Source organism: Desulfobaculum xiamenense (assembly GCF_011927665.1).
In the GTDB taxonomy this organism is placed as follows: domain Bacteria; phylum Desulfobacterota; class Desulfovibrionia; order Desulfovibrionales; family Desulfovibrionaceae; genus Desulfobaculum; species Desulfobaculum xiamenense.
Window position 1 is genome coordinate 1,127,817 of record NZ_JAATJA010000002.1, and the last position, 21,796, is coordinate 1,149,612.

Sequence of the window (21,796 nt, forward strand, 5' to 3'; positions counted from 1 at the left end):
ATTTTCGAGTGTGGGGATGCCGGCCTGGAGTCTTGGCCGGCGTTCTCATTTTGTTTACGACGCTCGCCCGCGTGGCCTTCGTGCTTTCGGGCCAGCTCGATCTGGTGCAGGACGAAGCCCAGTACTGGGACTGGTCGCGCACCTTCCAGCTTTCCTATTTCACTAAGGGCCCGCTCATCGCGTGGATCATCGGCGGTGGCACGGCCATCTTCGGTGATACACCCCTCGGCGTGCGCTTCGGGGCCATTGCCGGTGCCGCGCTGACGCAGATCATCGTCTATCTCGGCATCGCGCGGCTGTGGGGCCGTCCCCGGCTGGCCTTCCTGTCGCTGGTGGTGCTCAACTGCTCGCTTCTGGCCATGGCCTCGGGCATCCTGATGACCACGGACAATCCGCTCCTCGTGTGCTGGTACGGCGCGCTCTTTTCGCTGTACTGGGCCTCGCGTGAGCCGGAGCGGCATCTGCCCTATGTGCTGCTGGCGCTCACGCTGTGCGTGGGAACCCTCGCCAAGTACATGATGTTGGCCTTCGTGCCCACGGTTATCGTCTACGTGTGGCTGTTGCGGCGCAAGGGACTGTGCGAGCCCATGCTCGTGCGCAGGCTCGCCGTGGCCTGCCTTGTCGGCACGGTCGGTGGCCTCGTGCCCATCGTGAACTGGAATCTCCAGAACGATTTCGCCGGGTTGCGGCATGTGTTGCACCTCGGCGGCATGGCTGGCTCCCGCGCGGAGACCTTCCTGCGCCTCGATAAGTTCCCTGAGTACATCGGCAGCCAGATCGGGCTGCTACTGCCGTGGTGGTTCCTGTACATGATGTTCGGTGCGGTGGCCGTGGTGCGCTCGCTGGCCGACGCTCCGGGCCGTGGTGTGCGCTCCGTGGAGGGACTGGGCTATCGCCAGAAGGCGCTTTTGGCCGCAGGCTTCTGGCCCATCTGGGGCTTCTTCATCCTGTGGTCCTTCCATACCAAGATCAATCCCAACTGGTCCGCCGTGAGCTACGCCAGCGGCTTCATCCTCGCCGCCGCCGCGTGGGATGCGGTGTGGCGCAGGCGGGGATGGCGCAATTGGCGCGTGTGGCCGTGGCCGTTCGTCGGCCTCGCGCTTATGGGCATGCTCATGCTGCACGACACGTTCCCCTTGCCGTGGCGCTATGATGGACGCCTGCCCATGGTGGGCGAGGTGCACATCGAGAATCCCATCCTGCATCTCAAGGGCTGGGACGACCTCGGCCGCAAGGTCGACGAACTGCGTCGGACGCGCTTCGAGAATCCCGACAATGTGTTTTTCTTCGGCGACAACTACGACGTGACCGCCGCCCTGTCGTGGAACGTGCCCGGCAAGGAGCGCGCATTCTGCCTGCCCGGCGGCAGGCGGCTCAACCAGTACGACCTGTGGCCCGGACCCGAGGGCCGCGAGGGTTGGGACGCCATCTTCGTGCGCAAGAAATTCTCCGGACCGCGCGATTCGCTCCTTGAGCGTTTTGCAAGATACGAGACAATACAGTATCAATCGCAGCACGGGGACCGTCCCGCGCGGCGGTTCACCATCTATCTGTGTTACGGATTCAGCGGCCAGTGGCCGCCAGCGCAAGGGACGGACTATTAGCATGCAGGACCCGCACGTCTGCGCGCGCTGTGCGGCGCAGGGCACGACATGCTGCAAGCTCACCCCCGGCGAGGAGGGCAACTGCTTCCCCTTGTCCGAGGTCGAACGCTCGCGTATTCTCGCACATTGCGGTGATGCGGGCGTGTTTGTCGTGGAGCGCAACACCGGGCCGTTTTTGCTTGGCCTCAAGCGGGCGTTTCCCGGCGAGGAGCGGCTCATCGAGGAGCTGTTTCCCGTACGCGAAGGGGCCACGCACCATCGACTGGCCACGCTGCCCGATGGATCGTGCAAGCTGCTCGGCCCGCAGGGCTGTACCCTGCCGCGCGAAGTGCGTCCCTACTATTGCCGACTGTTCCCTTTCTGGGCAGTCGGCCGGCGGATCATGATCTTCGCCTCTGCGCGTTGCCTCGCGCAGAAGGAAACGGCGGCCCTTGCTCGGCTGACGGAAGCTCTCGGCGTGACCGAGGCGGAAATCCGTCGCCTGCACGGCTGCCTGCGCATGGCCTGGGGGCTTTCGCCCCGCAAGGGCATGCCGACTGTCATTAACAGGCTCTAACGGTTCGATACATGAAAAAAATACTGCTGGTGCTTGGTGGCCTTGCGGGAGTCGGTGCGCTGTGCGCCGTCGCGCTGATTGGAATGCTCTATTACTGGGCCTCGCGCGATCTTCCCGATTTCGAGAACATCACCGACTACAACCCGCCGCTGGCGACGACCGTCTACACCTGCGACGACCGCGTGTTGGGCTACTTCTACCGCGAGAAGCGATTCCTCGTGCGTCTGGAGGATATGCCCGGTTATCTGCCGCGTTGTTTCCTCGCTGCGGAGGATTCCGGCTTCTACGAGCACGAGGGTGTGGACCTTGGAGCCATCTTCCGTGCGTTCGTGAAGAACCTTCAGGCCGGGCATGTGGTCCAGGGCGGCAGCACCATCACCCAGCAGGTCATCAAGTCCCTGCTGCTCACGCCGGAGCGCAGCTACAAGCGCAAGATCAAGGAAGCCATCCTTGCTTACCGGCTTGAGAGCTACCTGACCAAGGACGAGATTCTCACCATCTATCTGAACCAGATTTTCTTCGGCGCTCGGGCTTATGGCATCGAGGCCGCCGCGCGCGTCTACTTCGGCGTGCACGTGAACGAGCTGACCCTCGGTCAGGCGGCCATTCTCGCCGGTCTGCCCAAGGGACCCAGCGCCTACAATCCCTATCGCAATCTTCAGGGCGCGCTGAACCGCAAGCATTACGTGCTGGGTCGCATGCTCGAAATGGAATGGATCACCCGCGAGCAGTACGACGCCGCGCTGGCCGAGCCTGTCGTCCTCAAGAGTATGGAGGACCCCTCGTGGCAGCAGGGCGCGTACTATCTGGAAGAGGTCCGGCGCAGGCTCATCGACCGTTTTGGCGAGGATGCCGTGTACACCGCTGGCATGCACGTGCATAGCGCCGTTGATCTCACGCATCAGGTCGCGGCGGAGCAGGCCCTGCGCCGTGGGCTGATCGATTCCGCCCGCCGACGTGGCTGGATTGGTCCCAACCGTCATCTGGAGGAGGGCGAGTGGTCGTCCTTCCTGACCTCTACGCCGCATGTTGTCGAGGCCCTCGTGCCCGGCGAATGGGTGGAGGTGTTGGTGACCGGCGTCGAGCGCGACAGCGCCGAGGTGCGCTTCGGGCAGTTCCGTGGGGCCATTGGCGTGGATACCGTTCATTGGGCGCGTATCCCCGATCCGACCAAGGCCACTGAGGAAGTGCCGAGCGTGCGGGACTGCCGCACCATCCTTTCGCCCGGCGATGTGGTCTGGGCCTCCGTTACGGAGATTCCCGCCGCCATCGCGCAGGGGACGAATCCGGAGGCCGCGGTGTGGCCGCTGGCCCTTGAGCGCGAGCCGGAAGTGCAGGGCGCTCTGGTGTCCATGGAGCCCGCCACGGGCGAGGTGCGGGCGCTGGTCGGCGGCTATAGCTTCGAGACCAGCCAGTTCAACCGCGCCACGCAGGCCAGCCGCCAGCCTGGTTCGGCTTTCAAGCCCATCGTGTATTCCACGGCCTTCGACAACGGCATGACGCCGTCCACGGTCATGCTCGATGCGCCTATCGTCTACACGGACTACGAGAACGATAGGACGTGGAAGCCCGACAACTTCGAGGGCGTGTTCTACGGGCCCACCATCCTGCGCACCGCGCTGGTCAAGTCGCGCAACCTCGTGACCATCCGCATCGCCCAGCAGCTCGGCATTCGCAAGATCATCGAGCGCGCGCAGGCCATGGGCCTCGAAAGCGAATTCCCCGAGGACCTTTCGGTGAGCCTCGGCTCCTCGCCGGTGACGCCGCTTAACCTGACGCAGGCCTATTCAGCATTCGCCCGAGGCGGTAGCTGGATCAAGCCCCGCCTCATCCTCAAGGTAGAGAGCGCATGGGGCAAGGAGCTGTTCGTCAATCAGCCGGAGACGGCGGAAGCCCTGTCGCCCGAGACGGCCTACATCATCAACTGTCTGCTTAAGGAAGTCGTGCGCGACGGCACGGGCTGGCGCGTGCGCCGGGCCTTTAATCGTCCCATAGCCGGTAAGACCGGCACGTCCAACAACGAGCAGGACGCATGGTTCGTGGGGTATACTCCCCACCTGCTGACCACGGTCTACGTCGGCTTCGACCAGATGGCCCCCATGGGCAAGTACGAGACCGGCTCCCGCGCCGCGTCGCCCATTTGGGTGGATTATCGCAAGGCCGTGGAGGCGAACTATCCCGAGGCGGATTTCCCGCAGCCTCCGGGCATCGTTATGACTCGCATCGACGCCGCCACCGGCCTTTTGGCCGGGCCGGGCACCGAGCGCAGCTACTTCCTGCCCTACAAGGCGGGCACCCAGCCCACCGAAACCGCCGAGCCCGACGCCACCGCGCCGACCAACGGCAGCAGCGCCGCGGGCGAGAATCTGCTCAAGCAGATATTCTGATCCCGTAGGTCGATTCAAGCGCAAGCAGGCGCGCCGTGCATGAGCACGGCGCGCTTTTTTTTGTTCCTGTGTACGGGAAACCGTGGAAAGGGCCGTGAGCCGGATTTTTTCGGCGGTCTAACGTAATATGCTGATTGGATATGAAAAATGGACAGTGATTGTGATGTAACCTGTAAGGTGTGTGCGACATGTAGCGTGCTGAATTGGATTTAGCGTATGAAGATATGATGCAGTGATGGCAATATGTTGTCTATTAAAATGCATCACTGCGATGTTGTGAGTCTGCCAGACCTAAAGTTGTGTCAATTAAAGGTCGATAAGTGTTGCACGTGGGTAGGGGCAACAGGTCCTGACTTTGGGGGAAGATGGGACGACCGCCCTGACGGCAAGGAAGTCATTGCATTCAAGGAGGAAAGGCAATGTCACTTATCATCAACCATAACCTTATGGCCATGAACGCCGCACGAAATCTTGCAGTTTCGTTCGGCGCGCTGGCTGTGTCCACCCGGCGCCTGTCGTCCGGTCTGCGAGTGGGGCTCGCGGCCGATGACGCGGCAGGTCTGGCCGTCCGCGAGCTGATGCGCGCGGACATCGCGTCGCTCAACCAGGGCGTGCGTAACGCCAACGACGCGATTTCACTCATCCAGACGGCCGACGGCGCACTCGCGGTCATTGACGAGAAGCTCATCCGCATGAAGGAGCTTGCGGAGCAGGCGGCGACTGGTACCTACAATTCGGACCAGCGCCTCGTCATCGATTCGGAGTATCAGGCCATGGCCTCGGAGATCACCCGTATCGCGAACGCCACGGACTTCAACGGCCTCGCGCTGTTGAATGGAAATCTTTCTGGAACCTCTCACGACGGGACAGGTCTTCAATCCACTGGCAAGTTGAAGATTCATTTCGGCACCGCGAATGACAGTGCCGAGGACTACTACTACGTCCAGATCGATACGGCGACGGCTTCGGCCCTTGGGCTTGGCACCGGTGCCGGCGCGACGAGCGAAGGCTACAGCGTGTCCACCCAGTCCGCGGCACAGAACGCGCTGGAGGGCATCAACGACGCCATCGTGTCCAAGGACAACATCCGCGCCAAGCTCGGCGCCATCCAGAATCGGTTGCAGAACACCATCTCCAACCTACAGATCCAGTCAGAGAACTTGCAGGCTGCGGAATCGCGAATCTCGGACGTGGACGTCTCCACCGAAATGACGGAGTTCGTGCGTAACCAGATTCTTTCGCAGTCCGCAGTGGCCATGCTGGCACAGGCAAACGCCCTGCCGCGTATGGCGCTGACCCTGCTCGGAACATAGGGACGCTACGAGCGGCATCCGTGCCGCATTCGAGATCGGCTTGTTTGTCGTCCGTACCGACCGGCCCCACGCCACGCACAGGCGGAACCTTCACGGTTCCGCCTGTTTCATGTTGGTGACGGGAAAACTTGTGCTTTTGCCATGTTGATATTATTCAGGACTTCGCGGTGCCGGATGCGATGTATCCGGTGCCCGAGGCGTGGTGTCGTGCGTGGCGCATGCCCTGTGATGGGTGCTGCGTCGTGTGCGCGGTCCGAGTGCGCGCCATGGTGCGTCCGAGGCCCGGTCCGTTGCTGGCCATACAACATGGACGCGGTGCATGTCGAAGGGGCCCCGTTTTTCAGTCGGCAGGGATATTCTGCTCATCGTCACGGTGGCCATCGCGTCCGCGGCCGTGGCGCTGTGGCTGGTGTCCGCACGGGGCATTGGCGACGTTGGTGAGTTCGCCGCGTCCGTCAACGAACGCAACATCGGCATGCTCGCCTCGCAGTATCTGGCGCGCTCCGTGCGCGAGCGAGCGGAGCGCTACGATGTGCTGTTTCGCAGCGCGCAGGGGCAGGTCGAGTCCGCCGCGGGGATGGCGGCGCTGCTTCTGGCGAGGGCTGATGCCGACGCGGCCACGTCCTCGGCGCTCGACACTTTCGCCTACGACGCCCACAAGGGCATCTTCCACAATGGGGCCGCCAGCCGCGTATCCTGCGCCTACTGGGGCGGCCCGATTCTTGATTCGGGCATTCGCGACCGAATCGCCACGCTTTCCCTTCTCGATCCGCTTCTCGAATCCGCCACGCTGCGCCTGCCGTGCGTCGCCGGTGCGTGGATTCTGCTCGAAAGCGGCATCCTTCGCTATTCTCCGAACATTCAGCTTGCCGAGAGAATGCCCCCGGTCGCGAACTTCGATTATCGCGACGACCACTGCTACCGCATAGCGCATCCCGACGCGAATCCGAAGGGGCGGACAGTGTGGAGCGAACCCTACGTAGATACCGTCGGTCAGGGGCTTGTGGTTACCGTCGCCTCGCCGATTCACGCTGGGAATGGAGCTTTTCTCGGCGTGGCGGGGATGGAGTTCTCGCTTGATGGAATGGTCGCGGAAATACTGCGCAGTTCGGCCAACTGGGACGACTTTGGCCTGCTTGTGGATGCGGCGGGGAGGGTGCTCGGCGTGTCCTCTGGCCGGGCGGACCTTCTTGGGCTTGATGTTGAAAGACCGCAGACGCTGGTTCCTGGTGCGCCGCTTAACGTCTGGCTTGCCCAATCCCACGAGCCGGACGTGCGGGCCATAGCGCAGGACCTGCGGACTCCTGGTTCGGGCGTACGGACCATCGTCCTGCGCGGGGAGCGACATCTTGTAGCCTTCCATCACATGGCGTCCACCGGCTGGAATTATGCGACAGTCGTTCCCGAGGCGACGCTTTTGTCCTCCGTCACCGTGACCCGTGCGGCTATGGCCGAAACGGTTCGGGCGGCTCTTGCCCGACATCTGCTGCTGGCCGTGGGCGTGGGGGCATTGACCCTCGCCTTGCTGCTGGTTTTCGTGGGGCGCAGGGTGCTTGCGCCGGTGCGTAGGTTGAGCGCCGCGACGAAAGCCGTGGCGGCGGGCGATCTGGAGTCGCGCATCACCGGCTTTCGTGACGACGAGTTCGGGCAGCTCGCGCAGGCGTTCAACGCCATGACCCGCGACCTTGGGCGCAGCCGCGACATGCTCGCCCGCGCCGAGGCCGGATACCGCAGCATTTTCGAGAACGCGGTGGAAGGCATCTATCAGACGTCGGCCGACGGGCGTTTCTTGAGCGCCAACCCGGCGCTGGCGAACATCCTCGGCTACGATTCGCCCGAACAACTGGTTCGCGAGGTCAATCACGTGGGCCTGCAAATTTACGTGGACCCTGCGGATCGGGACTGCTTCCTCGAACGCATGCGCAGCGGGGCGGATTTTTTCTGTTTCGAGGCGCGGCTGCGGCGGCGCGACGGGGCGCATATCTGGGCGCGCTGGCACGGGCGGAGCATACTCGGCCCCGATGGGGAGATCGAATCTTTCACAGGGCTGTTGGAGGACGTCACCGAACGGCGCATGGCCGAGGAGCGCATCCATGCCCTGAATCGCGAATTGCTCCTCGCGCAGGAGCACGAGCGCAAGCTCGTGGCTCTGCACCTGCACGATAACGTGGCGCAGAATCTGTCATTCCTCAAGATCCAGGCGCTGCTCATTGCGGAGTCGGCTGACGGTAGCGACTGCGACATGGATGATTTTCTGCGCGTGCTGTCCGAGACCATCGACGCGGTGCGCAACATGGCCTACGAACTCCGCCCGTCCGGACTCGACGAGTTGGGCCTTGCGCGGGCGCTGGAACTTTATTGTAACGAATTCGCCGAGCGTTCGGACGTAGAGGTCGATTTTTCCGCCGCAGGCATCGAGGAAACGGGGATCACGTCTGAAATGTCCATCCATAGCTTCAGAATCGTGCAGGAAGCCCTGCGCAACGTGGAGCGGCATTCCGGCGCGGGGCGGGTTCAGGTGAAGCTTGTCGCGTCGCACCCCAACCTCATCATGCGCATTCGCGACGACGGCTGCGGATTCGATGCCGAAGCGCAACTGAAAGTTGCTGCGCGGTCGCGGCGGATGGGCCTGCAGGGCATGCGCGAAAGGGCGCGGCTGATGGGTGGGGACTTGCGCATCGTGGCCGGGACCGGGCGCGGCACGTCCATCGTTGTCGAGTGTCCGCTGTCCGGTGCGTGGGCACCGGCTGCCGGTCAGTGCGCCGTGTGACGCCTCCCGCCGTGCAATGGGCCTACGGCGCGACGCGTTCCGCCTCTTCCATCCCGTTGCGAAGTGATGCATGTAGGGGCATGCGTACACGATATTCCGACATCGAATCCTATGTGACCAAGGACGGTTCCATTATTCGGGAACTCATGCATCCGCAGGTGCACGGCAACGCGAAACAGAGCCTCGCCGAGGCCACCGTTCCGCCGGGAGCGACAACCATGGCGCATGTGCATCATCGGACCGAGGAGTTGTATCACGTCGTCAGCGGACGGGGGCGGATGTTTCTCGGTGACGACGCCTTCGAGGTCAGGCCCGGCGACACCGTGTGCATCGCACCCGGAACGCGCCACAGCATTGTCAATGTGGGCGACGATGACCTTCGCGTGCTGTGCTGTTGCTCTCCGGCCTATGCGCACGATGACACGGAGCTTGTGCCGGGGGCGGATGACGGCGTTTCCGACAAGGAGTCATGACGGTCGAGAGACCGGGGAGCGTGGAGGAGTGCATGCCCTATGTGAATGTGGCCCTGAATATGGAGATGAGCGACGAGGACGCGCGGGCGTTGGCGGAAAAGGTTTCGGCGTTGGCCAGCGAGCTCACGGGCAAGCCCGAGCGCTGGATCATGGCCCGCGTGGAGCCGGGATGCGCCATGTGCCACGGCGGGAGCTTTGCCCCCGCCGCATTCGTGGAATTCAAGAGTATAGGACTGGATGAGGGCGACTGCGGACGGCTGTCGCGCGGGGTGTGCGGTCTGCTGTCGCGGGAGGCGAAAGTGGCACCCGAGCGCGTGTACATCGAGTTCAAGACGCTACACGGCCACCTGTTCGGTTGGAACGGCGGAACGTTTTAGCCGCGTTGGAGACGCGTGCGCATGTCGCGTACGACGAGCGTTTTGCGGAAGAATCGTTTGAGCAGCAACCTGTTGAGGTAGGTCAACGGGGCGCGGGCGATGCGTGCGCGTCCGGCCAGCGTGCGTTGCGGATCGAGAACGAGGTCGAGCACATGCATGGTCGGCCCGTGGGGCGCAAGCCTGTTCACGCAGCCTGCGCAGGACGTGATCATGGGCAGCCCGTCGGCTTCGGCGGTTCTGCGCCGCGCCCATTCGAGGGCGAGGTCCGGGGCGACGAGGCAGGCGGCTCCGCCTTCGCCGCAGCACAGGGTGTGCGGGCCGTTGTGCTGCATTTCGGTCAACTCGCATCCGGTCCTGCGCACGAGTTCGCGTACGGCGGCCTGTGCGGCCTCGTCGTGGCGCAGGACGCAGGGGTCGTGCACGGTGACGCGGGCGCGGGTTTCGGGAGCTTCGCTCGGCAGGTTTTGGGTCAGCAGTTCGTAGACGGTCTGCGGGCGCAGCGCGTTGCCGTAGCGTTCGAACATGGCCTGACAACTCGGGCAGGCGGTCAGCACGCGGCGCACGCCGCGTTCGACGAGCCAGTCGCGCATGTCGTCGAACATGGCGTGGAAGGCCTCGTCACGACCGAGGTCGTGCGAGGGCTTGGCGCAACAGTCGAGGACGATGCCGAGGGCGGGGACGTGCTCCGCCAGCATGGAGAAAAGGCGGCGCACTGCGGCGGGGCGGGTCCCGGCGAGGGTACAGCCCGGAAAGAGCACCGTGTCGCAGCCTTCGGGCAGGCCGTACCACGAATAGCGCGGCGAGGTGCCACGGCGCTCGTAGTTCAGCACCCGGGAGTGCGTGGGGCTGATGCCTGTGCCGCGCCGTACGGCGTCCCTGCGCAGTTCGAGGAACATTTCGCGAGGGGAGACCTGCGTCGGGCAGACCGCGTCGCACAGGCCGCACAGGCTACACTCGTAGGCCGCTGCGCTCAGGTCGTCGCCCTGGGCCACGGCCTCGGCGATGCGCCCCGGTGAGCCGAGTCGTTTGAGCAGGGCGCATTGGCGCTGGCATTTGCCGCAATGCATGCAGCCCTCGCGCAGCAGCCGAAGCTGCCGCGCGAGGGCGGTTTCGTTTGATGGGGTGGGAGTTTCGCTATCCGGCATGCCGTTCGGTGCGGGCTAGAGGAGCTTGAGGTCCCAGTTGAAGGTGCTGACGCGCGAGGCACGCTGGACGTCGCGCGGCTTCATCTCGTGCATATGGACGAAGGCGCTGTATCCGGCGCGGCTCAGTTCGGCTTCCTTGTCGCGCAGGTCGATGCCCCAGCCGGGGTAGATCCAGTGGTTCTGGCCGTAGCGGCGGACCCAGCAGATTTCCCTCATGGGGCTGGCGATGGGGCGCTCGGTCTTTGCGCCTTCAAGGGGAATGCGCGTGATGCCAAGCGGCCACTGGCCGGTGGTTACGAAGCCGATGGGCAGCGGCGAGGTATGGCCCAGTTCCAGCGCGTCGTCGCGGCTGAGTTCCGGGCTGGCGATGGCACCAGCGAAGCCCATGTCGGCCAGCCATTCGAGGGCCAGCGGATTGGCGATGTTGCAGAACGGACCGGCCCACAGGACGAGACCTTCCTCGGTCTTGGCCTTGCTGCACGACTTGCGGAAGTCCTTGGACTTGCGCTTGAGGGCAAGGGCGCGGGGCAGGCGGGGCATGGTGTCCGGGAACAGGGACATCTGCCACGGAGCGCCGAGCACGAAGCGCCGAGCACCGCCGGTGACGATGCGCGAGATGGTCTCGCGCCATTCCTGCTCCTCGTTGGGCCAGATGACCGGCGGCAGCCACCACCACACGCGCATGGCCAGACCGGGCTTCACCTCGCGCGAGGACGAGGGCGTGAGCCACAGGCCGGAGCCGTCGTTGAGCTTGTTTTCGCCCTGCTTGCGCGAGACGTGCAGATGCAGCGGACGCGACATGCCCTTTGCCGGGCGGGGCATCTTCGGCTCGAATTCCGAAGGGCCGGACGGCTGGACGCGGATGCCTTCCAGCTCGCGTTCCAGAGCGTTCAGCGCGCGGGAGAGTTCCGGCTCGCGTCGGTCGATGAGAAATACCGAGCTACCAAGGCGCGGCGGCTTGCCTTCGGCGAGGAAGTCGAGGCGGCCGCCCTTGGGCACGCTCTTGCGGACCTTGATGATCTGGTGACCGGGTTCGTCCTCGAAGCCCACGCGGATGAGGTCGCCCGAAATGAGCGGCACGCGCGGCGTGATTTGCAGCTTGCGCGTGCGGGCATTGCCGAGCTTGTCGATCATGAGACCGGATGCGGTCTGCCGGGCCGGATCGGTGGGCACGTAGGGGCGCTGGGGCAGGAACATGTAGTGCGAACCCCTGCGGCCGAGGGACTGTTCGAGTAGCGAGAGGGCGGTCTTGCGGGCTTCTGGATCGTCACCCTTATCGCGCAGCAGCTTGTAAGCGCTGACGGTGTAGTAGACGTAGTGCGGGCCCTTGCGGCGGCCTTCGATCTTCCACGAGCGGACCTCGGGCACGTCGCGCAGGGTGCGCACGAGCACGTCGAGGGAGAGGTCGTTGCACGAGAAGAAGCTGCCGGTATTGCTGCCCTGGCTGTACTGGCGGCGGCAGGGCTGCACGCAGCGCCCGCGCAGGCCGCTCTTTCCGCCGAGGAAGCTGCTCCAGTAGCAACGGCCGGACACGTTGTAGCACAGGGCACCGTGCACGAAGACCTCAAGGTCGAGATTTTCCGGGCAGGCCTTGGCACAGGCGCGGATTTCGTCGATGTTGAGTTCGCGCGGCAGCACCACGCGGTCCACGCCGAGGCGCTCGCGGATCATGGCCAGAGCGGCGGGCGAACCGGCGTTGGCGAGGGTGGAGAGATGAATCTCGCCCGCGAAGCCTGTTTGCCGTGCGAGCTTGACCATCCCGGCATCCTGTACAATAAGTGCCGCCGGACGCACATGCCTGTTCAGCCTGTCGATGAGGCGACCGGCCGCTTCGGCCTCGCCCGGCTTGAGCATGGTGTTCATGGCCACGTGCACGCGGCAGTTTTTCGCCGCGGCTAGTTCGGTCAGGGCGGCCAGTTCGGTTATGGAGAAGTTTCCGGCCTGCGCACGGGCTGAAAAGTTTTTCAGACCGAGGTAGATGGCGTCGGCTCCGGCGGCAAGAGCCGCGAGGAAGGCCGCGCGATCGCCCGCGGGGGCCAGAATTTCGGGAAGTGTTGTATTCATTCTGCTTCGCCTGTAGTTTTCGGTGGAGCGTTCAATTAACGCGACGGCGACCAATAAGGGATTGCATCGATGATTGCAAATGCATGTACTGACGTGAGGGTACGGTCCTTGACCCGTTTCGGCAAGGAAGGGTTTGACGGAGACTTCTTCGAGCTGGTGCTCGAACACCCCGATCCGCAAAGCCCCGCCTGGAGAAATTGGAAACCCGGCCAGTTCGTGATGGTCCGTCCCACGGCGTGGGAGCACAATCCCCTGTGGGGTCGCCCGTTCTCCATTTATCGTGCGGATGAGGACGGATTGTCCGTTTTTTTCCAGATCGTGGGGCGCGGAACCGAGCGCCTTGCTAAGCTCGAACCCGGCGACGAGGTCACCGTGTGGGGCCCGCTTGGCAACACCTTCGCCGTGCGTGAGGATGCGCCCACGCTTATCCTTGCCGGGGGCATCGGCCTTGCGCCGTTCGCCGAGTACGTGCGCAGGCATCCGCATCCCGAGAATCTGAAGGTCGTCTTCGGCCATCGTCCGCCCGTGGAGTGCTACCCCCTCGCGAAGATGGCCGAGCGCGTGAGCTGCCAGTCCTGCCGCGAAACCTGTCCCGCCGATCTCGATGATTTCATCGCCCTGCTCGGGCGGGTCATTCCCGACTACTGCCGGGACGGACTCGTGCTGGCCTGCGGCCCGATGCCGTTCCTGAAGACCGTGCAGCGCATCGTCGCCGAGCATGGCGGAAAGGCCCAGCTTTCCCTTGAAAATCGCATGGCCTGCGGCGTTGGCGCCTGCCTTGGCTGCGTGTGCGACCACAAGGAGGAAGGTCCGGTGTCCGTCTGCGCTCGCGGTCCCGTGTTCTGGTCGGACGAGATTACCTTCTAACGGAGAAGTCGCAAGATTATGGACATGAAAGTTTCTTTCGGCGGGCTTTCCCTCAAGAATCCCATCCTGACGGCCTCGGGAACCTTCGGGTACGGTCTGGAATACACCCGCTTCGGCGAGCTTGCAACGCTTGGTGGTATCGTGGTCAAGGGCCTGTCCCTCGAACCGCGTGTCGGCAACCCCATGCCCCGCATCGCCGAGACGCCCTCCGGCATGCTCAACGCCATCGGTTTGCAGAACATAGGCGTGCGTAATTTCGTGGAAAAGCGCCTGCCCAAGCTGCCTGCCGACCAGATGGCCGTCATCGCCAACCTCTACGCGTGCAGTGCCGAGGAATTCGCGGAACTGGCTGGGTATCTGTCCGAGCAGCCCGGCGTGGCGGCGCTGGAGGTCAATATCTCCTGCCCCAACGTCAGCTCCGGCGGCATCCTCTTCGGTCAGGACCCGAAGATGGCCGCTCGCGTTACCGAGGCCGTGAAGCGCCGCGCCGGGGACAAGCCGGTCATCATCAAGCTGTCGCCCAACGTCACGGACATCACGGAGATCGCCCGTGCGGCGGCCGGTGCGGGTGCGGATATCCTGTGCCTCATCAACACGCTGTCGGGCATGGCCGTGGACGCGCGCACCAGACGCCCCCGGCTGGCCAACGTCATCGGCGGCCTGTCCGGCCCTGCCATCAAGCCCGTGGCATTGCGCTGCGTGCATCAGGTGAGCAGGGCCGTGGACGTGCCGATCATCGGCGTGGGCGGCATCGCCTCCGCCGAGGACGTGCTGGAGTTCATTCTCGTTGGCGCGCACGCCATTCAGGTGGGTACCGCCAACTTCATCAGACCGGACTTCGTGTTCCGACTCGTGGACGAGCTGGAACGTCTGTGCGAGGCCTACGGCATAACGTCCTTCGACGAATACCGTGGCAGCCTTCGACTGTAGACTTGCGGCCGCTCCGTTGGGGCGGCCGTTTTCGCATCCGAACCGGGAGGTGGACGCGTGCAACTGCTGATTTTGCTCGCAGTGGCCCTCATGGCCGGTGCCGCCGCCTCGTTGCAGGTGGGCGTGAACATTCGGCTACGCGAATGGGCGGGCGACCCCGTGGCCGCCGCCTTCGTGTCGTTTCTGGTCGGTACGGTGACCCTTGCCGCATACATGTTGGCCACGCGCATTCCGTGGCCCCAGATCGATGGTGCGTCGCGTCTGCCGCTGTGGCACTGGAGCGGTGGCGTGCTCGGCGCATTCATCGTGGCCAGCACGGTTATCGTCGCACCTCGGCTCGGCGCGGCGACGACGCTGTCGCTCATGGTGGCGGGGCAGATGCTCACGGCGCTGGCGCTCGACCACTTCGCGCTGTTCGGCTATCCGCAGCATACGGCCAGCCCTCTGCGCATGCTGGGCATCGCGCTCATCGTGGCGGGCGTCATCGTCATTCGCAGATTTTAGATTCAAAGGCGCGGAGCCGATTGCTTCGCGCTGTTTCGGAAAAGGGTTTCGCATCATGAGGAAAGTTCTCGCATTTGGCGTCGCCGCGATTTTCGCGGTGGTCCTCGCGGCGGTCGTCGCGGGCGTGTTCGTCGTCAATCCGCTGGTCCGCAAGGGTGCCGAGCATTTCGGGCCGCAGTTCCTCGGCGCGGAGGTCCGCCTTGCGCGCTCGGACCTGTCGCTTTTGCGCGGGCAGGGCGAGTTGCGCGGGCTGTTCGTCGGCAATCCGCAGGGATTTACCACCCCCGGAGCCTTTAGCGCCGACGCCGTGCGCGTGCAGTTCGACACCCGGACGCTTTTGGATAGGACTGTGGTGGTGCGGGCCGTGGTCGTCGAATCGCCGATCATTACTTATGAAGTCACTGGACGCGTGAGCAATCTGCAAACCCTTGTGGACAACGTGACGCGGAGTGCCGGGGCCGGTAGCGGTGGCGATGGCGGAAGCGGCGCTGGTTCCGGTGGTGATGGCGCAGCCGAGGGCGGGCGCCGGGTGGTCATCGAGAATCTCGTCATCCGGGGCGGTCGGGTGAATTTCGCCGTGTCCGGCTTTGGCGGCGAATTCGCGAGCGTGCCCCTCGGCGACATCCACCTGCGTAATATCGGTGGTGACGATTCCACCATGGCCGACGCCGTGCGCGAGGTGCTGGTGGCGGTCAACGCCGGGGTCGCCGACAAGGTGCCCGATGCCGTGCGCGACGGGGCCGGACGCGCCGCCAACGTCGTCAAGGGCGCGCTGGAGAGCGTGGGCGAGAGCATCCGGGGACTCTTCAAGTAGTCGCTACGGAGTATTATTTCAGAATATGGGGCGGTTCGCGACGGCGGGCCGCCCTTTTTCGTCACATGCAGGGTGGATTAGGTTTTTCGGAAGCGGAAGCAGCCGCAGGCGTAGCGCTGCGTGTCCGCCAGCGCGGGGCCGGCGTTGCGGATGAGGCCCTGTGTCGAGCCGTCGTCCGGGATGAGGGCGAACTCCACGAGGTCGAGGTCGCCGAAAAGCGAGGTGACGTCCTTCACGGTGTAGATGCGGTGGGCATTGAACGCGATGCGCGACTGTCCGCCAACGGGCACGGCCAGGAGCAGCTCGCCCCCCGGTGCAAGCACGCGGCGCAGTTCTGCCGCGGCCTTGCGGTCGCCGTCCGGGTCGAGGGGGTCACCGTAGCGCCCTAGCCCCACATGTTCCAGCGCGTGCATGCACGAGAGCGAGATGACGCTCGCGTCCGCGAAGGGCAGGGCGAGCAGGTCTGCACGGCGTACGTCAAGCCCGTCGAGGGAGATGCCCGGCGGGCGCAGGTCGTGATGCTCCACCGGGATGAAGGCTGAGACCACACTGACAAAGCGCAGACATGACGAGACGTCCACATGGCGGGGTGGGCGCGTTTCGGCGAGGACGCGGGCCGCCCATGCCGTGTGGTAGACGTAGTGACGATCGAAGGGCGTGTGCGCCGTGCATTCGCCAAGGCAGGGGCGAACGTCGCTCCACGCGCACGAGAAGCGCGCGCCCGAGGCTTCGGCCATGGCCCGGAACTGCCGCCGGAAGTGTGGCCAGCCCCGCAGGACCGCAAGGCAGCGCAGCGCCCCGCGCAGGCAGGAGCGCACTTCGCGCAGAAGCGGGAAGCGGCGCAGGCGTCCGGGCACGGCATGTTGTCCAGACACGGCAAATCCTCCGGGACGTTGACGCTGTATGGCTGCGGACGTGGCGGTCCACGCTCCAGTCTACACCCTGCGGCCCGGAGTTACACGCGTTTTTCGAAACGCGTCGATTCAGATTCGGAAAAGGTGGGTGAAGCGGATGTCCCCGCGCATAAGGTCCATGAGCTTGCGATGTCCGGCGGGGAAGGCCAGTTCGTCGAGTTGGCGCGGCGTGGCCCAGCGGTATTCGGTTGCGGCGGTGAGGTGCGGCTCGGCCGAGGCATCGGCCATGTCGAGCAGGAAGCAGTGCAGTGTAACGCGGAAGCGGGTGTAGCCGTGCCGGACGATGGCGATGGGTTCACGCACGGACACCGTGAAGCCCGTTTCCTCGTCAAATTCGCGAACCACGGCCTGTTGCGGCGTTTCCCCGGCCTCGACCGTGCCGCCGGGAAATTCCCACAGCCCCGCCCACACCTGACCTTCCGGACGTTTCTGGACGAAGAGGCGTCCGTCGCGGACCAGAACGCCGGTGGCCACCTCAAGGGGGACGATGTCCTTCTTGCGGCCGGGCACCGGGCGCTGGGCCACGATGCCGAGACGCCTCGCCTCGCAGTCCTCGGATACGGGGCAGGTGTCGCAGCGCGGGGCGCGCGGTGTGCAGACCAGCGCGCCAAGCTCCATCACCGCCTGATTGTAGATGCGCGATTCGCCCGTGGGGAGGAGCTGTGCCGCCAGTTCGCGCACGCGGGCCTTGGCCTCGCGCTCGGCCATCGGGGCGTCGATGTCGAAGACGCGGGCATAAACGCGCTCCACGTTGGCGTCCACGGCCGGTTCATCCTCGTTGTAGGCGATGCTCAGGATGGCTCCCGCCGTGTAGGGACCGATGCCGGGAAGCGCGGTGAGCTCCGCCCGGCTGCGCGGGAATTCGCCGCCGGATTCCGCCACGATGCGCGCGGCGCGGGCGATGTTTCGCGCGCGGGAGTAGTAGCCGAGTCCTTCCCACAGTTTGAGGACTTCCTCCTCATTGGCGGCGGCGAGGGCGTGGACGTCCGGAAAGCGGGCCACGAAACGCTCGAAGTACGGCACGGCGCGGTCCATTTGCGTCTGCTGGAGCATCATTTCGGATATCCAGACCTGATAGGGCGTGTAGGTTCTGCGCCATGGCAGGTCGCGCCGGTTGTGTTCGAACCAGTCGATGATGCGGCGCGCGAAGGTGGACGACTCGGGCATGCTGTCCTCGGGTTGTGGTGACGTGACGGGGCAGCAAAGCACGAGCCGGGCGTTTCGGCAAGCGTGTCAGACGTGGGGGCGGGGGAAGGAGCTGCGGTCCGGTGCGAAGAAGTCGATTTCCGGCGGCTGCGTGAATTCCTGCTCCACGTTTTCCAGCAGGAACTGGATGGGGTTGTCGAGGATGGTGGTGTCGACCACGGAGATGGTGCGACAGAACAGTTCGCCCCAGTTCGTGGCGTAGATGACCGAAACCTCGGTGATGGCGGTCTGCTCGCGCGGTTGGACGAGATTGAGCGCGAAGAAGGCCCGCACGATGCGTTCCGGTTTGAGCATCTCGGAGATGTCGGTGTTGAAGGTGGCCTTGGTCGGGAAGAATTCGACGAGGCGGTCCATCAGCCGCTGGAGATCGCGCGCGGAGACGGGAGAGATGGAGTAGTCGCCGCGCACCTCCATCCCCGGACGGTAGATGCCGTTGGCGGTGAGCCACGCCACGTGCTCGGCGAGGTCCGGCCCCTTGCGCAGGTCCACGAGATCCAGCCGTCGGGAGTCGGAAACCTCCTGCGCGCCCTGCACCTCCCACAGTCCGGGCTGACCCATTTTCTTTGCCTGCGCGGAGAAGTGCAGCACGCGGAAGGACGAGCCGCCGAGCGACATGAACGGAATGTGCTCGATTTTGTTCTTGCGGCGCGAGAACGTGGCGAAAATCTTGCGGCCGAGCTTGGTGAGATCCTCCGGATTGATGGCGATGTTGCGGTCCTGCTGGCTGTCGCGCACGCGCATGTAGGTGCGCACGATGAATCTGTTGACCATGGACCCCACTGTGACCAGCCTCTGGAAGGGCCAGTCCCCGCCCGTTTCGAGGCCCGACGGCATGGCTCCCGGTGCGCAGAAGAGGTCGGCCATCTCGCGTTCCTCGCGGCGAAGCGGACGGACCTGCGACGAGAGCGCTCGTCCTACGCGGGCCTTGAGGAAGAACGACAGCCGCACCAGTTGCACGGAATCCTTCTCGCCCGCCCGGGCGTAGTGCCCGAGCACCTCCCGGAAGAGCAGTAGGTACGGGTCCGTGTCCGCGAGGCCGAGACGTCCGGCGAGGATGTTGGTCTTGAGCCGTTCGCAGAGCAGGGGGCTGCGTACGTCCGATTCCGTGGCGATGTATTTTTCCAGCAGGCCGAATTTCATGATCGACTTGAAGGGGCTTTTCAGCGCCTTGACGATCTGCCACAGGGACGCGCCGAAGAATTCCTCGGCGGGGATGTCCACCAGATTGCCGAGGTCGATGAACATGTCGCCCCATGGCTGTGTCGTGAGGATGCGCATGGCCGCGGTGTAGGCCGCGTCGTCCGCGCCAGTGGGTGTGGCCCACCACACGGGGATGCGCCCGGCGGCATGCACGGCGGTACGGTAGAATTCTTCCTTGAGCAGCAGCGCCTGCGCCGTGCCCGAGCTTTCCGCGTCGCTCACGCCGAAGTTGTTGTCCTGTATGCGCGTGACGTCCATGGTGAAGAAGTGGACTTCGAGGCCAAAAGTTGCGTCTGCCCAGCGTTCTATGGCCTCCATCTTGAATTTCAGCCCGTCCACGAGCACCTCGGGCATGTCCTCGGGGTCGTAGCAGACCCAGTAGTCGAGGTCCGAGCTTTCGGATTGGGCGATGGTCCCCACGCTGCCGATGGTGTACAGCGCCTCGATGTGGACCGGGTCCGGTGCCGAAGGCGGGAGCGACGCGCCGGGGAAATGGCGGCGGGCGGCCTCGATGGTGGTGTAGTCCGGCACGTAGGAGGAGACGCGGCAGGCCAGCGCCAGCGGTTCGAGTTCCGCGCTGTTGCGCTCGAAGGTCTCCGTATGCAGGAAGAACGGGGCGAGGCGGAAGAAGTCTGCCTGCGGATGCCCGAGTTTGCCGAGACACCAGGCCACGCGTCGGTCGTTGTTGGCGCGGAAGGCGAGGGAGGCGGTCTGGAGGGCCTCGGCCTCGAACCATGCGTCGAGCACCGCCCGTGCGGCCTTGCGGGTCGTATCGGAAAGCTCACGCTTGTCCATGGCTGGAGCTGAGTCGGCGGTCTCTGCGGCGCGGCGGAGTCTGGAGGTTTTCCGCAGGCGCGCCAGATGGGGCGAGTCCGTGTGCAGTCCGGTGATGTTCGCACGGGGCATGGCGGTTCCCGTGAACGTCGAGCAGATGATGTCCGAATCCGCGATGGTCGCGTCCTCGGCGAGGCAGTGGCGCATTTCCACGCCACCGGCGTGCGTGCTCCTGATTTCGCAGCGCGTGAGGTCGCAGGCCGTGAGGCGCACCGTCTGCACCGTGCAGTCGCCGATGAACAGTCCGTCGAGTTGCGCGCCGCACGAATCGACGAGGGAGAGGCGGCATCCCGCGAAGGCCACGTTCGTGCCATGCCCGCCGCTCAGGCGTAGGTCGAAGAGATTGGCGTCGAAGAATCGGGCGCGGTCGAAGGTGCAATTTTCGAAGGAGCACCCCGCGAAGCGTGTGCCGATGAGAATGGCGTCCGTGAAATCGGCGTCCACGAACACGCAGTCCTCGAACGTGCCGTTTTCGATCAGGCACCCCCGGAAGGACGCCCCGCGCAGGGTGCGGCCTTCGTAGATGGGGGATAGGCGTTTCCCCGCGTGTTCGGATTCCAGCACCATGTCTCCGCCGAACTGGATGGAAAGGGCCTCCTCGGTATCGCCGCCGCCGAAGAGGCTACCGAGAAAGCCTTTGTCCTTGCGACGAGAAGGCTCCTTCTCCTTCGGTTGCTCCGGGGCGGGGGAGAATTCGGCCACGGCGCGGGCTGCGTCGAGGCGCGGCTCCGGGCGCATGGGGGGAAACATGTCCAGTACCGCCATGTCCTGCATGTCGCTTGTGCTTAACGCTGCACGCGCGGCCGTTGTGTCCAGCGCGATCAGCATGCGCAGGATGTCCGGCTCGGGTGCCGTGTCCCGCACGCCCTGACAGGTGAGGAAGGTTATGGCCTCGGGCTTGGCGAGGAGCGGTGCGCGCGAGAGTATGGCGGCGCGAAGCGCCGTGTCGCGCCGGAAAAAGGCGGCCAGAATCCGCCCGGCGTCACGCGGCGATGTGCTGATGAGCGCGTCGAGGGCTGCGGTCCTGACGCGCTGGTCGGGGTGCGTCAGCGGCTTGAGCAGGGCCTTGCCGAGGCAGTCGTCCGCGTGTGTCGAAAGGGCGGTGAGCGTGCTGAGCACCGCTTTCAGGGCTAAGGGGTCGCGCACGGCGAGAAGGGGGATGATCAGCCGGGCGATGGTTTCGTCCGCAAGGGCGACTATGGCGGGGAGAACGTCGTGGAGTTCCGGGCCGGGACGTTCGGAGGACTCGATCTTCCGGCATTGGGCGGCGATGGTTCTGCGCAGCAGTTCGCCGTATGGCCCGTGGATCAGTGCGTCCGCGAGCGGAAAGGCTAGCGGGATGGCATGTTGGACCATATCGGCCAGAAGGGGATTGAGCGTATCCGCAGGAAGGGCGGCGAGGTCGTCCACTGCCGCAAGCGCAATACCGCGCAGGCGGACCGTGGGCGCGGTGTCGTCCAGCAGAATGCGGTTGACGAGTTCGAAGCGGAAGATTTCCGGGAAGTCCGTGAGGACCGGAAGTGGGGATTCCTCGTCTGCCTCGGCGAGAAGCACGAGAGCGAGTGGTGCGGCAAGCACGCCAAGCCCCGGCAGGAGACCGACATAGAAGGCGCGAAGCTCGGCGTCCTCGCTGGCGGCGGCGCGGGCATGCAGCAGGAGCGCCATCCGCATGCGCGTGTCCTGCGCCTGTTCCGGCGGGGCCGCGTCGAAGAGCGCGTGGGCTTCGTCCATCAGCTTCGCGATGTCGGCGCGCACGCGCTCCGGCGGCGGATGTGCCGTCAGGCCGTGCAGCCGCTTGACGAGCTGCGGGAGTTCCTGTTCCGGATGTGTCATGAACC

16 protein-coding genes are annotated in these 21,796 nt (G+C 64.8%); 11 read left to right on the forward strand and 5 right to left on the reverse strand.

All coding sequences use genetic code 11. The annotated features are described in order from the left end of the window. The first annotated feature begins 32 nt into the window (after window positions 1-32). From GGQ74_RS12760 to GGQ74_RS12790, 7 genes are all read left to right on the forward strand, one after another. Window positions 33-1,604, forward strand: coding sequence for an ArnT family glycosyltransferase (locus tag GGQ74_RS12760; RefSeq protein ID WP_245168246.1), 1,572 nt, complete (start codon window positions 33-35; stop codon window positions 1,602-1,604). Window position 1,605: 1 nt separating this feature from the next. Beyond that, the gene (locus GGQ74_RS12765) at window positions 1,606-2,160 is read left to right on the forward strand and encodes a YkgJ family cysteine cluster protein (RefSeq protein WP_167941919.1); all 555 of its coding nucleotides are present in this window, start codon (window positions 1,606-1,608) and stop codon (window positions 2,158-2,160) included. Between the two features lie 11 nt (window positions 2,161-2,171). After that, window positions 2,172-4,547 carry a penicillin-binding protein 1A gene (locus GGQ74_RS12770; RefSeq protein WP_167941920.1) on the forward strand — a complete coding sequence of 792 codons (2,376 nt, stop codon included), beginning with the start codon at window positions 2,172-2,174 and terminating at the stop codon, window positions 4,545-4,547. A gap of 419 nt (window positions 4,548-4,966) precedes the next feature. After that, window positions 4,967-5,860, forward strand: coding sequence for a flagellin N-terminal helical domain-containing protein (locus GGQ74_RS12775; protein WP_167941921.1), 894 nt, complete (start codon window positions 4,967-4,969; stop codon window positions 5,858-5,860). A gap of 319 nt (window positions 5,861-6,179) precedes the next feature. Then, the gene (locus GGQ74_RS12780) at window positions 6,180-8,630 is read left to right on the forward strand and encodes a PAS domain S-box protein (RefSeq protein WP_167941922.1); all 2,451 of its coding nucleotides are present in this window, start codon (window positions 6,180-6,182) and stop codon (window positions 8,628-8,630) included. A gap of 80 nt (window positions 8,631-8,710) precedes the next feature. Next, complete coding sequence (locus GGQ74_RS12785; RefSeq protein WP_167941923.1) at window positions 8,711-9,103, forward strand: cupin domain-containing protein; 393 nt, start codon at window positions 8,711-8,713, stop codon at window positions 9,101-9,103. After that, window positions 9,100-9,480: a phenylpyruvate tautomerase MIF-related protein gene (locus GGQ74_RS12790; protein WP_167941924.1), complete on the forward strand. Its 381-nt coding sequence runs from the start codon at window positions 9,100-9,102 to the stop codon at window positions 9,478-9,480. Before GGQ74_RS12785 ends, GGQ74_RS12790 begins: the two co-directional genes overlap by 4 nt. Here the strand turns inward: GGQ74_RS12790 and GGQ74_RS12795 are convergent. Both GGQ74_RS12795 and GGQ74_RS12800 read right to left on the reverse strand, forming a co-directional pair. Then, entirely contained in the window at window positions 9,477-10,625 is a 1,149-nt protein-coding gene (locus GGQ74_RS12795) for a (Fe-S)-binding protein (protein WP_167941925.1), read from the reverse strand. The genes GGQ74_RS12790 and GGQ74_RS12795 overlap by 4 nt on opposite strands. Window positions 10,626-10,640: 15 nt before the next feature. Further along, complete coding sequence (locus GGQ74_RS12800; RefSeq protein ID WP_167941926.1) at window positions 10,641-12,689, reverse strand: peptidase U32 family protein; 2,049 nt, start codon at window positions 12,687-12,689, stop codon at window positions 10,641-10,643. Window positions 12,690-12,797: 108 nt separating this feature from the next. Between GGQ74_RS12800 and GGQ74_RS12805 the strand changes: the two genes are divergently transcribed. Genes GGQ74_RS12805 through GGQ74_RS12820 form a run of 4 tightly spaced genes read left to right on the forward strand, consistent with a single transcriptional unit; the run spans window position 12,798 to window position 15,804 of the window. Beyond that, window positions 12,798-13,556, forward strand: coding sequence for an iron-sulfur cluster-binding protein (locus GGQ74_RS12805; RefSeq protein ID WP_245168247.1), 759 nt, complete (start codon window positions 12,798-12,800; stop codon window positions 13,554-13,556). A gap of 18 nt (window positions 13,557-13,574) precedes the next feature. Beyond that, a complete protein-coding gene (locus GGQ74_RS12810) occupies window positions 13,575-14,486 on the forward strand; it encodes a dihydroorotate dehydrogenase (protein WP_167941928.1) in 912 nt (303 codons plus the stop codon). 57 nt (window positions 14,487-14,543) lie between these two features. Continuing rightward, window positions 14,544-14,990 (forward strand): DMT family transporter, encoded by a 447-nt coding sequence (locus GGQ74_RS12815; protein WP_167941929.1) that lies wholly within the window; start codon window positions 14,544-14,546, stop codon window positions 14,988-14,990. Window positions 14,991-15,045: 55 nt separating this feature from the next. Continuing rightward, on the forward strand, window positions 15,046-15,804 hold the full coding sequence (locus GGQ74_RS12820; protein ID WP_167941930.1) for a hypothetical protein: 759 nt from the start codon (window positions 15,046-15,048) through the stop codon (window positions 15,802-15,804). A gap of 77 nt (window positions 15,805-15,881) precedes the next feature. Here GGQ74_RS12820 and GGQ74_RS12825 read toward each other — a convergent pair whose 3' ends face one another. From GGQ74_RS12825 to GGQ74_RS12835, 3 genes are all read right to left on the reverse strand, one after another. Beyond that, entirely contained in the window at window positions 15,882-16,679 is a 798-nt protein-coding gene (locus GGQ74_RS12825; protein ID WP_167941931.1) for a DUF268 domain-containing protein, read from the reverse strand. A gap of 108 nt (window positions 16,680-16,787) precedes the next feature. Continuing rightward, complete coding sequence (mutY, locus tag GGQ74_RS12830; protein ID WP_167941932.1) at window positions 16,788-17,885, reverse strand: A/G-specific adenine glycosylase; 1,098 nt, start codon at window positions 17,883-17,885, stop codon at window positions 16,788-16,790. A gap of 66 nt (window positions 17,886-17,951) precedes the next feature. Then, entirely contained in the window at window positions 17,952-21,791 is a 3,840-nt protein-coding gene (locus GGQ74_RS12835; protein ID WP_167941933.1) for a class I adenylate cyclase, read from the reverse strand. Between the last annotated feature and the right edge of the window lie 5 nt (window positions 21,792-21,796).